Source organism: Thauera butanivorans NBRC 103042 (assembly GCF_001591165.1).
Taxonomy (GTDB): domain Bacteria; phylum Pseudomonadota; class Gammaproteobacteria; order Burkholderiales; family Rhodocyclaceae; genus Thauera; species Thauera butanivorans.
In genome coordinates, this window is sequence record NZ_BCUG01000028.1 from 65,839 (window position 1) to 79,426 (window position 13,588).

The following is a 13,588-nucleotide window of genomic DNA, read 5'->3' on the forward strand; positions in this document are numbered from 1 at the left end:
CGCGTTTCCGTCTGGGGTTGCACACTGGCGGGACGATCGCCGCCGCGCCCGTTCAATCCTCGAAATCTTCGTACTCGCGCATCACGTTGCCATCCGAAACCTTGTAACGGCGTTGTTCAAGGTAGAAATCGCGGATATAGGCGTATTTGTCGATCGTCGCCTCATCCACCGCCCTGTCGGTGCCGAGGAAGGTCGAGCGAATGTGCGTGAAGCGCAATGCGATGTAACTGTTGCGCGTGGCCACGTGGTGGATCAGCCACGGATTCTCGCCCAGGAAATCGGCCGGCAGCGCCACTGCATCGCGCACGGTGCGCGGCCCGAAGAAGGGCAGCACGACGTAGGCGCCCTCGCCCACGCCCCAACTGCCGAGCGTCTGGCCCAGATCCTCGTCATGCTTGGGCAAACCCATCGGCGTGGCGATGTCGATCAGGCCGATCAGGCCGAAAGTCGAGTTGAAGGCAAAGCGCATCAGGCCGGACAAGGCATCGGCCGGCTTGCCCTGCAACAAGCTGTTGATGGCGATCCAGGGGTCTTCGAGGTTGGCGATGAAGTTGCCGAAACCGGTCCGGGCGACGTCCGGCAGCACGAACTCGTAGGCCTGCGCCACCGGCTTGACGACCGCCTTGTCGACCTGCTCGTTGAAGCTGAACATCGCCCGGTTGTAGCCTTCGAGCGGATCGACCGGGTTGCCGGCCGTGGCACAGCCCCCGAGCAGCAGCGCCGACAGGGTGGCGACCGCCAGCGGTCGGCGCAGGGCGGCAGGAAGGTTGGGGATTCCGGCGTTCATGTCATCGTTCTCCAGCGAACTCCACGGCATTCCTCACTGCGCGGCCGGCTCGGCGGCCTTGTCGAACAGAAACTGGCCGATCAGCTTCTCGAGCACCACTGCGGACTGCGTGATCATCAGGCGATCGCCCTCCTTCAGCGGCTCGACGTCGGCGCCCGCTTCGAGGCCGACGTACTGCTCGCCGAGCAGGCCGGAAGTCAGGATCGACGCAGAGGTGTCGGCCGGAAACTCGAAGCGCTTGTCGATATCCAGCTGCACGACCGCGCGATAGCTGTCGGTGTCGAAGCGGATGCCCTGCACGCGGCCGATCAGCACGCCGGCGCTCTTGACCGGTGCGCGCACCTTCAGCCCGCCGATATTGTCGAAAGCGGCTTCCACGCGATAGCTCTCGCTACCGTTGATGCCGGAAAAACTGCCGACCTTCATCGCCAGAAAGACCAGTGCGGCGAAGCCGATGGCAACGAAAATACCGACCCACAGGTCGAGTGCGGTGCGACTCATCATCAACCCCGGAACATGAAAGAGGTAAGCACGAAATCGAGCGCCAGGATGGCCAGCGCCGAGGTCACGACGGTGCGGGTGATCGCGCGTGACACGCCTTCGGCGGTGGGCTCGCAATCGTAACCCTCGAACACGGCGATCAGCGACACCACGGTACCGAAGACCATGGACTTGATGATTCCGTTCAGCACGTCGTAGTCGAACTCGACCGCCGCCTGCATCTGCGACCAGAAAGCGCCGTCATCGACGCCGATGACGACGACGGTGATCAGCCAGCCACCGAACACGCCCATCGCCGAGAACAGCGCAGCCAGCAGCGGCATCGACAGCACACCGCCCCAGAAGCGCGGCGCCACCACGCGCGCGATCGGGTTCACCGCCATCATGTCCATCGCCTTCAACTGCTCGGTGGTCTTCATCAGGCCGATCTCGGCGGTGATCGCCGACCCCGCGCGGCTGGCGAACAACAGCGCCGCGATCACCGGCCCCAGCTCGCGCAGCAGCGACAGCGCCACCATCACCCCCACCGCATCGGCCGAGCCGTAGCGCTGCAGGATGTCGTAGCCCTGCAGGCCGAGCACCAGACCGACGAACAGGCCGGACACGGTGATGATCAGCAGCGACAGCACGCCGCTGAAGTAAAGCTCCCGGATCGTCAGATGGATGCGGGTCAGCGACTGCCCCGAGGCCAGCAGCACCGCGAACATGAAACGGGTGGCGAAACCCAGCCGCCAGATGCCGTCTATCGTCAGCTTGCCGACGTGGCGCAGCCCGGCGGCAAGGCCGGCGAACAGGCCGTTCATGCGCTCCTCCCGCCCAGCAGACTGTCGATCGGCTGCGCCGGATAATGGAAAGGCACCGGGCCGTCGGCCTCGGCATTGACGAACTGGTGGACGAAGGGGTCCGCCGAGGCACGGATCTCGTCCGGCGTGCCTTGCGCGACGATGCGCCCGTCCGACACGAAGTAGATGTAGTCCACGATCTCCAGCGATTCATGCACGTCGTGCGTGACCATCACCGAGCTGGCGCCGAGCGCGTCGTTCAAGCGCCGGATCAACTGGCCGATGATGCCGAGCGAAATCGGATCCAGCCCGGCGAAAGGCTCGTCATACAGGATCAGCATCGGGTCGAGCGCCACCGCGCGTGCCAGCGCCACTCGCCGCGCCATGCCGCCCGACAGCTCGCCCGGCCGCAGCGAGGCCGCGCCGCGCAGCCCCACTGCCTGCAGTTTCATCAGCACCAGGTCGCGAATCATGGTCGGCGGCAGATCGGTGTGCTCACGCAGCGGGAAGGCGACGTTGTCGAACACGCTCATGTCGGTGAACAGCGCACCGAACTGGAACAACATGCCCATGCGCCGGCGCATCGCATAGAGCTCGGCCCTGCCGAGCTTGCCGACCTCATGGCCAGCGACTTCCACCGCACCCGAATTCGCCTTCAACTGGCCGCCGATCAGCCTCAGCAAGGTGGTTTTGCCACAACCGCTGCCGCCCATGATCGCCACCACCTGGCCGCGATGCACATCCAGATCGATGCCGCGCAGCACCGACCGTTCGCCATAGGCGAAACGGACGTCGCGGAGGGAAACGAGAGGCACATCGCGCTCGGCTGCAGGGGCCACGGAAGCAGATTCTTTTGTTCGGGAACCGGGCATTCTAACAGACGCCAACGCCGCTTCCCGGCAATTTGTCGCAATGCAACAGTCGATTAGCCCATGCCGGCACAGCAGCCGGCATCCTGCGCCAGCCCCGGAAAATGTCATGCATGTATTTTCTTACGTCATAATTTGGTTTAGCATGAATGCATGAACCGCCGAGCCGCCCACACTCTCCCATCAGTGCCACTTGCATTCATCGTGCTACTGGGCGCATGTACGCAGCTCGGCGTTCACCAGACTCCGGCCGGCCACCTCTCCGCCCCGCTTCCGCCTCCATCGGCGGTGACCGCGGGCCTGCCGCCCGCAGTTGCCGAGCCTCAGCTCCCTGCGCCTGCCGAAATGCCGGCACCGGCCAGGCGGGAAAAGACCTATTCGATCTCGGTACACGACATTCCCGTCCACCAGTTGCTGCTCGCCATCGGCCGCGACGCCCGGCTCGATCTCGACCTGCACGGCGGCATCGACGGCCGCGTCACGCTCAACGCCGTCGACCAGCCGCTCGGCGAGATCCTCGCCCGCATCGCACGCCAGACCCCGATCCGCTACGAGATCGCCGGCAATCACCTCAGCGTGCGGCCGGACATGCCTTTCCTGCACAGCTACACGCTCGATTACGTCAACCTCAGCCGCAGCATGCGCGGCACCGTTGCCACCAGCACGCAGATATCCACCAGTTCCAGCAGCGCAGGCAGCCATGGCGATGCCGCCGGCAACACTTCGGTGACCCAGATCGAAACCCGCTCGAGCAACGACTTCTGGCAATCGATCCAGGCCAACATCCGCGCCATCCTCGGCGACGGCGCAGGCGCTCCGTCCCGTTGCGCCGGCAAGGACGACTGCCACGACGGCGACATCATGGTCAACAGGGAGAGCGGCATCGTCATGGTGCGGGCCACGTCCCGCCAGCACGAGCAACTCGCCGCCTTCATCGATCAGGTGCAGCGCGCCGCGCGCCGGCAGGTCATGATCGAAGCCACCATCGTCGAAGTCACGCTGGCCGACGGCTACGTCCAGGGCATCGACTGGAGCCGCCTCGGCCTGCCGGGCTGGAACATCAACCCGCGCAACAACGCCGGCAGCGGCGCGCCGACCCTGAGCTACGCTTCGGCCGACACCGACTTCAGGCTCGAACTGCTGGAGACCTTCGGCACCGTCAAGGTGTTGTCCAGCCCGCGCCTGTCGGTGCTGAACAATCAAACTGCAATGCTCAAGGTGGTCGAGGAATATGTGTACTTCCTCGTCGATGCGACCACCACCGAATACGGCGACAGCGAGCGCGAGAAAGTCACCGCGACGACGACGCCCCAGTCGGTGTCGGTCGGCATGGTGATGTCGGTCACGCCGCAGATCAGCGCCAACGGCGAGATCACGCTGAACGTACGCCCGACCATCTCCGGCATCTCCGGCTTCAGGGACGACCCCAATCCTTCGCTGCGCGACATCCCCAACCGCGTGCCGCAGATCCGCACCCGCGAGATCGAATCGATGCTGCGCCTGCGCAGCGGCGAGATCGCCGTGCTCGGCGGCCTGATGGAAGACCGCGTGGACCACGACACCGGCCGCATTCCGCTGCTGGGCGACATCCCGGTGCTGGGCGAGCTGTTCACCCGCCGCGACAACGCCGTGCGCCGCACCGAACTGCTGATCTTCCTGCGGCCGCTGCTGATCGACGATCCGAGCACCCGCGGCGACTACGCCGGCTATGCCAGCCAGCTTCCCGGGCCGGACTTCCTCGTTTCCCGGCCCTCGCCCGGCCTGCGCAACTTCCCGTCGATGCCGATGCGCCCGCTGCTGGTGCCGAGCCACGGCGGCAGTGAAACGGAGCACCGCCCATGAACGCCGCCCTGCCGATCGGCCAGCTCCTGCTCGACGCCCGCCTGATCGGCGCCGACCAGCTGCGCATCGCGCTGCACGAGCAGCAGCAGCGCAAACGCCCGCTCGGCCAGGTGCTGGTCGAACTCGGCTTCATCAGCGACACCGCGCTGCGCGACGCCCTCGCCGCCCATTGCGGCCACCCCAGCGTCGATCTCGCCAGCACGCTGGCCGACCCCGCCGCCCTGTCACTCGTCCCCCAGGCCCTTGCCAGGCGGCACAGGCTGTTGCCGCTGGAATACCGCGCCGCCGAGCGCACGCTGGTCGTCGCCATCGCCGACACCGACAACGTCATCGCCCTCGATCGCCTGCACGCCGAACTCGGCCCGGGCACCCGCCTCGAACTGCGGGTCGCCGCCGACGTGCAGCTCGAACGCGCCATCGAACGCCATTACGGCCAGGCCATCACCATCGACGACATCGTGCGCGAGATCGAGCAGCGCAGCGCCCGCCATGCCGCTGCAGGCAGCCGGGACGACGGCCCGGCCGTCGTCCGCCTGGTCGACGCGATGCTGGCCGAAGCCGTGGCCAACCGTGCCTCCGATCTCCATTTCGAACCCGAAGCCGGCTACCTGCGCATCCGCCAGCGCATCGACGGCACGCTGCGCCAGGTCCGCGTGCTGCACAAATCCTTCTGGCCCGAGCTGGCGGTACGCCTCAAGGTCATGGCCGGGCTCGACATCGCCGAATCGCGCAGCCCCCAGGACGGCCGCATCTCGCTGGCCGTCGCCGGGCGGCCGATCGACTTCCGCGTCGCCACCCAGCCCACGCTGCACGGCGAGAACATCGTGCTGCGCATCCTGGACCGCGAAAAAGGCATCGTCCCGCTCGATGCGCTCGGCCTCGGCGACATGCAGCGCAACACGCTCGACCGCATGCTGGCACGCCCGGAAGGGCTGATCCTCGTCACCGGCCCCACCGGCAGCGGCAAGACGACCACCTTGTATTCGGTCCTCAGCCACCTCAACACCGAAGCCGTCAACATCATGACGCTGGAAGACCCGGTGGAATACCCGCTCGCCCAGATCCGCCAGACCCCGATCGGCGACGCCAGCCGTCTCGGCTTTGCCGACGGCGTCCGCGCACTGCTGCGCCAGGACCCCGACATCCTGCTGATCGGCGAGATCCGCGACGCCGACACCGCGCAGATGGCCTTGCGCGCCGCGCTCACCGGCCATCAGGTGTTCGCCACGCTGCACGCCAACTCCGCGCTCGGCGCCATACCGCGCCTGCTCGACATCGGCCTGCGCGCCGACCTGCTGGCCGGCAACCTGTCAGGCATCATCGCCCAGCGCCTGGTGCGGCGGCTGTGCCCGCACTGCCGGATCGAAACCCCCGCGTCCCCTGCCGAATGCCGCCTGCTCGGCCTGCCTGCCGAACGGGCGCCGCGCTTGTTTGCCCCGTCCGGCTGCGCCGAATGCGACTTTCGCGGCTACCGCGGCCGCATCGCCATCATGGAATTGCTGTACATCGACGCGGAGCTCGACGAGCAGATCGGCGCCGGCGCCCGTCCCGGCGTGCTGCGCGCCCTCCTGCGTCGCCGCAGCCATGCCGGCCTCGCCGGCGACGGCCTGCGCCGGGTACTGGACGGCAGCACCTCGCTGGCCGAACTGGCCCGCGTCGTCGACCTCGGCAGCCTCACCTGCGATGCGGCCGAAGCGGAGCACGCCGCATGAAAACCTACAGCTACCGCGCGATGAGCACCGACGGCCGCCTGCTGCGCGGCAGGCTGGACGCGGCCGACCTCGCCGACCTGGAGCAGCGGCTGCGGGAACAAGGCCTCGCCTTCATCAACGGCGAAGCCAGGCCCGGCTTCGACCTGCCGCGCAGGCGCGTGCCGCGCCGGGAGCTGATCCACTTCTGCTTCCACCTCGAGCAATTGCTGGCGGCCGGCGTGCCGCCCTTCGAAAGCCTCGCCGCGCTGCGCGACGCCACCACCCATCCGCGCATGCGCACGGCGGTCGTCACACTGCTTGCCGACATCGAGCGCGGCCAGCCGCTGTCCGACGCCGCCGCCCGCCAGCCGGGCGTGTTCCCACCCGCCACCGTCGCCCTGCTGCGCGCCGGCGAACAGGCAGGCCGCCTGCCCGAAACCATCCGCGACATCGGCGCCGCGCTCGAGCACGAAGACGAACTCGCCGCCTACGCCCGCCGCATCGCCATCTATCCGGCCATCGTCGCCAGCCTGATGCTGCTCGCCGTGGCCGTCGCCCTGGTCCATGTCGTACCCGAACTGGAGAAGCTGTTCCGCAGCAGCGGCCAGACCCTGCCGCTGCAGACCCGCCTGCTGATCGGCCTGTCGCACGCAGTGACGCAGGCCGGCTGGCTGCTGCCGGGCGGCATCGCCCTGGGGCTGGCCGGCATGCACGGGTTCCTGAGCCGTTCCGATGCCGCTCGCACCCGCCTGCACCATCTGCTGCTGCGACTCCCCGTCGTTGGCGAGATCCTGGGCAAGCTCGCCCTCGCGCGCTTCGCCAGCGTACTCGCGACGCTATACGCCGCCGGCATCACGATCATCGACGCCCTGCGCATCACCCGGGACATCACCGGCAACCTGGCCCTGCGCAAGGCCCTGCACACAGCCTCCGAGCGGATCGAGCAAGGTCACGCGGTATCGGCCGCCTTCGAAGCGACCGGCCTGTTCCCTCCCCTGGTCGAACGCATGCTCAGAGTGGGCGAACAGACGGGTGGCCTGGACCGCGCCCTCGGCAATGTCGCCACGCTCTACCGGCGCGACGTCGCCGACGCCACCGGCCGCCTGCAGGCTGCCATCGAGCCCTTGCTGACGCTGGCGATGGGCGCACTGCTGCTGTGGATCGCCAGCGCGGTGCTCGGCCCCATCTACGACATCATCACCCGCCTCCCGGCCTGACGCGGAGCCCGCCATGCCGAACACCATCCTGCTCCGCATCGACGCCCTCGGCCTCGAAGCATTCCAGGGCGGCGAAAGCCCGCCGGCCCGCCTCGCCAGCTTCGCAGCCGGCGAGCGGGACGCGTTCATCGACTGGCTTCGGCGCCAGCCCCGCAAGGCCCGCTACCGCATGCTGGTGGACCTGGCCGACGAATGCCACGAAACCGAAACCCTGCCGCGCACCCGCGGCGCCGACCGCCGCGCCCTGATCGGCCGCCGCCTCGCCGCCTGGTATCCGCAAGCCTGCTATGCCAGGGCCGACACCCTGGCCATCGACCGCAAGGCCAATACCGAGCAGATCCTGTTCAGCGGCCTCGCCCGGCCGGCCGGTGCCGATGTCTGGACGAAGGCCCTGCGCGATGCGGGATGCAGCTGCGAACGGCTGGTTCCGGCCAGTGAACTGATCGCCCACGCGCTGCCCGGCCCTGCGCGGCTGATCGTCAGCCATAGCCGCGCCGGCATGCGCCTGACGCTGGTCGCTGGACACACGGCACGGCTGTCACGCCTGGTGGAAAGCACTGGCCACCCCGGCAACGCGGAATGGCAGCACGAGATCGAGCGCACGCTGCAGTACGCGAACAAGCTGCAGCTGCAGGCAGGCGAAGCTGCCGCCGAACATTCCGGCGGGCATCTCCAGGTCGCCGTGCTCGCTGCCGGGTCGCCCCACGCGGCCGAAGCACAACCACACCCCCTCGATCCGACCGGGACCGATTCCACTCGGCCCAGCGCAGCCGCCACCGACAGCAGCGAATTGCTGCTGGCCTGGCTGTCGCGCGCTCCGCACAAGCTCGGCTGGCCCGGCCCCTCGCCGGACACGGCATTTCCGCTGCGCCACGCCCGCAAGCTGGCCTTCGGCGCCGGCGTGCTGCTGTTCGCCAGCGGCACCGGCATCGCCGCCATGCACTGGCAGACGGCGCAGAACGCCGAGGCAAGCCATGCCGCGCTGCAGCGTGAAACCGCCCGTCTGCAGCACGAACTGGCGGAGTTCACAGCCGCCCACGCCGGACTCGACGCGCCGCCCGCCCGGATCATCGGCACGATCCAGCAGGTCGCAAACGAAAGAGGCAGGGTCATCACGCCGCTGGACGTTCTTCGCCCGATCGCGGACGGCCTGGACCACGCGCCCGGACTCGCGTTGCAGACCCTGGAATGGTCGCCGGCCCCGGCAGGCGCCGAGCCTGCGCTCGCCCGCGTGAAGATGAAGCTCTCGCCCGATGCCGGCACGCTCCTGCAAAGCAGCATCAGCGCGCACGCAGCCATCGAAACCATCGTTGCCCATCTCGCCGGGCGCGGCGCACGACTCATCGACACGCACACCGATGCCGGCGGCGATACGCACGTCGAACTGCTGCTGGCATCTCATCCCGCCCGGGTAGCGCCGCAATGAAAGCCATGCCGATCGCCGTCGACACCCGCAGCGTCGCCGCGCTGCTGCTTGCCGCAGTGCTTGCGGCGGGCGGCATCGGCGCCTTCATCGCCTCGTCCGGCATGCGCGACGAAGCCTTGGCCAGACTGTCGGCAGCGCAGCGCCAGCACGCCCGTCTCGCCGCTGAACTGGACACGCTGCGACAGCAGCAGCCCGAGCTGGATGCCGCGCTCGAACACTGGAACGCCCTCGCCGCACTCGGCGTGATGCAGCCGCCCGCCCCCACCGCATGGGCCGCCCAGGCTGCCCGCAACCTCGAGCGGCAGGGCATCGCCGGCAAGGAACTGCACTTCACGCCACCCCGGCCGGTGGCCGACGGGGCGGATCCGAACGCTCCGCGCATCCTCGTCCACAGCCTGGAGATCGACACCCCGCTGCAGCACGAAGGCCGGCTGCCGGCGCTGGTCTCCACGCTGGCAGCCGTTCCCGGCGCGCTCGTGCTGCCGCGAAACTGCACGCTGAGCCGTGTCGACCTCGGCACGGCCGGGCGCGTGCATGCCCACTGCCGGTTCGACTGGCTGACGATTTCGCTACCGTCCGGCACAAACACAAAATGATGCCGATCTGGACACCCGCCCGGCTTCGCCCCTCGCCGTGCGCATGTACCGCGCAGCGGCCACGGCGCGACCTGCTTGTGCTGCTCGCCTGCACGCTGGCGGCAACAGACCCCGGCATGGCGCATGCCCACGGCAATCCCCCGATGATCGTTCAGCCCGCCGATACCACCTTCGGCCGCCTGTTCTTCACGCCGGAAGAACGCCGCACACTGGATCAACCCCCGCCGCCGGCGCCTCCCCCCAAAGCCGCCATGCCGGCGAGCCCCCCGAGCGCGGCACCCCGGCGCATCGACGGTTTCCTGCGCCATTCGAGCGGCGAAACGACGCTATGGCTGGACGGCGTGCCCGGTCCGCTGCCGGCGAGCCTGCATGCCGCGCCCTTCCCGGCCCTGGAGCTGATCCCGATGCACGCCCCCCACCAGCGCCTGCGCACCGGCGACAGCTGGCAGGCAGCATCGGACACACCCCCGGAGCGACCGGAATGAAGCCCACCCGCGTGGAAGCCGCCGGCCACGGCCTGGTCGCCGCCCTTGCGCTCGCCATCCTGCTCGGCGCCGGCGGGCTGCTCGCCCACGGCGAGCTCGAAACCCGCTTCCGCACCCGTGCCCAGGCCCGCAGCATCGCGGCGCTTTCGCAGGCGCGCGAAGCCCTGCTCGGCTATGCGATCAGCTATGACGAAAGCCACTCAGGCCAGGGCCAGGGCTACCTGCCCTGCCCCGACACCGACAACACCGGCTCGACGGCGCTCGGTGCCTGCGGCCCCCGTGGCGCCGCCGCAAGCGGCCGGCTGCCATGGCGGACCCTGGCCCTGCCGCAACTGCTGGACGGCTGGGGCGAATGCCTGTGGTACGCGGTGTCCGGCAGCGTCAAGCACAACCCGAAGGCGCTCGCACTCAACTGGGACAGTCCGGGGCAGTTCAGGCTGTGGCGCGGCGACGGCCGCAGCCTGCCTGCCGCTGCGCCGGACGGCCTTGCCATCGCGGTCGTGTTCGCCCCGGGGCCCGTACTCGACGGCCAGCATCGCCACAGCGACGGTCACGCCCCCTGCACGGCCGGCGAGTTCGGCGAATTCGTCGAAACGGGAAGCAGCCTGGCCTCCATCGCGGTGTCGGACATTCATCAGGGACAGGTCGGCAGCACCACGCGCAACGACCTGATCGCCTGGCTGGGCATCGACGACATCTACGATGCACTGCGCCGGCGCAGCGACTTCGCCTCCCGCATCGATCACATCGGCGAGACTGCCGCGCTGCATCTGGCCTCGCCGCTCAGCGACGCGGATTTCGTCGCCCGCCACCTGCACGAGACGCCGCATGGACGGCTGCTGACGGGCAGGCTCCCCACCGCGCCGGAGCTCGGGATCGCCGCTCCCGCCGGCACCGCCCACGACAACTGGCGCGATCAGTTCCACGTCGCCCTGTGCAAGGACGGCAGCGACTGCATCACCGTCATCGATCCGGACCTGCCGCGCACCGAAACCTGCCGTGCCGTGCTGCTGTTCGGCGGCGAGCGGATCCGCAGCGGCGACGGGCATCAGCGGCGCGGCACGGCGGCCGAACGGGCCGATGTCGCGCAATACCTCGAAGGCGACAACCCCCGTCATTTCGTGCTGGGCATCGCGGAATTCCACGGCACTGCCGAATTCCGCATCACCGACCCGCAGCGCCCCGCCAGCCAGGACGTCGTCCGATGCCTGAGCTGAACCCTCCCACCCGCTTCGCCGCCGCCATGCGCCCACCGCCCCTGTGCCGCCTGCGCGGCTTCACGCTGGCCGAACTCGCCGTCGTGCTGATCATCCTCGCGCTGCTGTCCGGCAGCATGCTGGTCCCGCTCGCCAGCCGCATCGAAGCCCACGACCGCCAGGCGACGCTGGACCGCCTGCGCGACATCCAGCAGGCGCTGACCGGCTTCGCCATCATCCACGGCCGCCTGCCCTGCCCCAGCATCGAAGCGGACCCGGCTCACCCGGACTACGGCCAGGAAACGCCGCCGCCCTGCAACACCGCCGTCGAAGGCCTGCTGCCGTGGCGCACGCTGGGCATGCCCGCCACCGACCCCTGGGGCAGCACGCGCGCCAGCGCCGACGCCCCCTGGCAAGGCCACTGGCGCTACCGGGTCGACCGCAGCTTCGCCGACCAGCCCATCACTGCGGCGAGCGTGCCGGCCAGCAATCTCCAGATCCACGCGCACGACGGCCGCCGCATCACGGTCAGCGACTCCCAGGCCGTCGCGATCGTGTTCTCGACCGGCGCCAATCGCCGCGCCGACGGCCTCAACGCCACCTACTCCGCCACCGGCCCCGCCTACCAGGCCGGCGAACCGACCGCCGACTTCGACGACATCCTGATCTGGATCGGGCGTCCGCTGCTGATCGCCCGCCTTGCCCAGGCAGGCCGCCTGTGAGGCAGCACCGCTCGGCCCCGGACAGCCGGCCCCCGGATGGCCGGCCCCCCGCTTTTTCCACCCACGCAACAAGGAGGCAATACCGATGAAAACCCATCAACAAGGCTTCACCCTCGTGGAAATCGCCGTCGTCCTGCTGATCGTCGGCCTGCTGCTGGGCGGCGTGCTCAAGGGCCAGGAATTGATCGACAGCGCCAGGGTCAAGAATCTGGCCCAGGATTTCCGCAGCCTGCCGGCCCTGACCCACGCCTACCAGGATCGCTTCCGCGCGCTGCCGGGCGACGATGCCCGTGCCCGCCTGCACCTGTGCCCGAGCGGCGACGACTGCACCAGCGCGGGCAACGGCAACGGCACGATCGACGGCAACTGGGACGACGACACCGACAGCGACGCCTTCCGCTTCTGGCAGCACGTGCGCCTCGCCGGCCTCGCCACCGGCAGCAGCGACACCGGCAATGCCGGCTACCTGCCGCGCAACACGGTCGGCGGCCGTCTCGGCGTGCAGAGCGGCAGCCTGCTCGGCCTGCGCGGCAGCATCCTGACCTGCTCGGGCGGCATCCTGGGCAAGCTCGTGCGCCAGCTCGACCTGGCACTGGACGACGGCGATCCGGCGGCAGGCTCGATGCGGGCCGGCACCGACAGCGGCACCGGCTCGCTCACGCCGGTCTCCAGCGCGGCTCCGCTGGACGACGACACCAGCTATACCGTGTGCGCGAGCCTGTAGCCCCCGGCAGCGGGCATCCGTGCCGCAACGGCGCGCCCGGCCCGGGCTTCCGGGCGCGCCGCCACAGCCGTCGGGCGGCCCACCGACTGTTATACAATTGCGAGTCCCTGCCGGCGCGCCACCGTGCCGGCGGAATCCGCAACCGATCCAGGCCTCCCGATCCTTCCGATGACCTCAGCCGCCGACAGCCCCACGCTCGCGCTTGCCCGCCGCGTGCTCCGAATCGAAGCCGCCGCCGTCGCCGCGCTCGCCGACCGCCTCGGCACGGCATTCGAGCGCGCGGTCCAGCTCATCCTGCAGCGGCGCGGACGCGTCATCGTCACCGGCATCGGCAAGTCGGGGCACATCGCACGCAAGATCGCCGCCACGCTGGCCAGTACCGGCACCCCCGCCTACTTCGTCCATGCGGCCGAAGCCGCGCATGGCGACATGGGCATGATCACGCCCGAAGACGTCGTGATCGCATTGTCGAACTCGGGCACCAGCGAGGAAGTGCTGACCATCGTGCCGCTGGTCAAGCGCCAGGGCGCGCAACTGATCTCGATCACCGGCCGGCCGGAGTCGCCGCTGGCGCAGCAGGCCGACATCCATCTCGAGGCCATCGTCGCCGAGGAAGCCTGTCCGCTCAACCTCGCCCCGACAGCCAGCACCACCGCCGCGCTGGCGCTGGGCGACGCGCTGGCCGTGGCCCTGCTCGACGCGCGCGGCTTCGGCACCGACGACTTCGCCCGCTCCCATCCGGGCGGCGCC

At 69.3% G+C, this 13,588-nt stretch carries 14 protein-coding genes; 10 read left to right on the top strand and 4 right to left on the bottom strand.

The genetic code is table 11. From position 1 onward, the window contains the following. Nucleotides 1-52 precede the first annotated feature (52 nt). The 4 genes from TBU01S_RS12625 to TBU01S_RS12640 are packed head-to-tail and all read right to left on the bottom strand — an operon-like array spanning nucleotide 53 to nucleotide 2,942. Nucleotides 53-787 (bottom strand): MlaA family lipoprotein, encoded by a 735-nt coding sequence (locus tag TBU01S_RS12625; RefSeq protein ID WP_083953597.1) that lies wholly within the window; start codon nucleotides 785-787, stop codon nucleotides 53-55. Between the two features lie 33 nt (nucleotides 788-820). Next, nucleotides 821-1,288, bottom strand: a complete 468-nt coding sequence (mlaD, locus tag TBU01S_RS12630; RefSeq protein WP_068637003.1) for an outer membrane lipid asymmetry maintenance protein MlaD — start codon at nucleotides 1,286-1,288, stop codon at nucleotides 821-823. 2 nt (nucleotides 1,289-1,290) lie between these two features. After that, nucleotides 1,291-2,091 carry a lipid asymmetry maintenance ABC transporter permease subunit MlaE gene (gene mlaE, locus TBU01S_RS12635; RefSeq protein WP_068636984.1) on the bottom strand — a complete coding sequence of 267 codons (801 nt, stop codon included), beginning with the start codon at nucleotides 2,089-2,091 and terminating at the stop codon, nucleotides 1,291-1,293. Further along, nucleotides 2,088-2,942, bottom strand: a complete 855-nt coding sequence (locus TBU01S_RS12640; protein WP_068636985.1) for an ABC transporter ATP-binding protein — start codon at nucleotides 2,940-2,942, stop codon at nucleotides 2,088-2,090. Before TBU01S_RS12640 ends, mlaE begins: the two co-directional genes overlap by 4 nt. 342 nt (nucleotides 2,943-3,284) lie before the next feature. Here TBU01S_RS12640 and TBU01S_RS12645 point away from each other — a divergent pair, with 342 nt between their 5' ends. From TBU01S_RS12645 to TBU01S_RS12690, 10 genes are all read left to right on the top strand, one after another. Continuing rightward, nucleotides 3,285-4,781: a secretin GspD/PilQ domain-containing protein gene (locus TBU01S_RS12645; protein WP_174524536.1), complete on the top strand. Its 1,497-nt coding sequence runs from the start codon at nucleotides 3,285-3,287 to the stop codon at nucleotides 4,779-4,781. Beyond that, nucleotides 4,778-6,493: a GspE/PulE family protein gene (locus TBU01S_RS12650; RefSeq protein ID WP_068636987.1), complete on the top strand. Its 1,716-nt coding sequence runs from the start codon at nucleotides 4,778-4,780 to the stop codon at nucleotides 6,491-6,493. Before TBU01S_RS12645 ends, TBU01S_RS12650 begins: the two co-directional genes overlap by 4 nt. Then, complete coding sequence (locus TBU01S_RS12655; RefSeq protein ID WP_068636988.1) at nucleotides 6,490-7,689, top strand: type II secretion system F family protein; 1,200 nt, start codon at nucleotides 6,490-6,492, stop codon at nucleotides 7,687-7,689. The genes TBU01S_RS12650 and TBU01S_RS12655 overlap by 4 nt, the downstream gene beginning before the upstream one ends. Nucleotides 7,690-7,702: 13 nt before the next feature. Next, nucleotides 7,703-9,115 (top strand): hypothetical protein, encoded by a 1,413-nt coding sequence (locus tag TBU01S_RS12660; RefSeq protein ID WP_068636989.1) that lies wholly within the window; start codon nucleotides 7,703-7,705, stop codon nucleotides 9,113-9,115. 5 nt (nucleotides 9,116-9,120) lie between these two features. After that, on the top strand, nucleotides 9,121-9,711 hold the full coding sequence (locus tag TBU01S_RS12665; protein ID WP_068636990.1) for a hypothetical protein: 591 nt from the start codon (nucleotides 9,121-9,123) through the stop codon (nucleotides 9,709-9,711). Further along, on the top strand, nucleotides 9,708-10,196 hold the full coding sequence (locus TBU01S_RS12670; protein ID WP_157659136.1) for a hypothetical protein: 489 nt from the start codon (nucleotides 9,708-9,710) through the stop codon (nucleotides 10,194-10,196). The genes TBU01S_RS12665 and TBU01S_RS12670 overlap by 4 nt, the downstream gene beginning before the upstream one ends. Next, nucleotides 10,193-11,413, top strand: a complete 1,221-nt coding sequence (locus TBU01S_RS12675; protein ID WP_068636992.1) for a hypothetical protein — start codon at nucleotides 10,193-10,195, stop codon at nucleotides 11,411-11,413. Before TBU01S_RS12670 ends, TBU01S_RS12675 begins: the two co-directional genes overlap by 4 nt. After that, on the top strand, nucleotides 11,401-12,114 hold the full coding sequence (locus tag TBU01S_RS12680) for a type II secretion system protein (protein WP_245650916.1): 714 nt from the start codon (nucleotides 11,401-11,403) through the stop codon (nucleotides 12,112-12,114). Before TBU01S_RS12675 ends, TBU01S_RS12680 begins: the two co-directional genes overlap by 13 nt. Nucleotides 12,115-12,199: 85 nt before the next feature. Continuing rightward, nucleotides 12,200-12,838 carry a prepilin-type N-terminal cleavage/methylation domain-containing protein gene (locus TBU01S_RS12685; RefSeq protein ID WP_068636994.1) on the top strand — a complete coding sequence of 213 codons (639 nt, stop codon included), beginning with the start codon at nucleotides 12,200-12,202 and terminating at the stop codon, nucleotides 12,836-12,838. A 168-nt stretch (nucleotides 12,839-13,006) separates the two neighbouring features. Next, nucleotides 13,007-13,588, top strand: a 582-nt coding sequence (locus TBU01S_RS12690) for a KpsF/GutQ family sugar-phosphate isomerase (RefSeq protein ID WP_157659137.1), incomplete at its 3' end; no start/stop codon positions are given.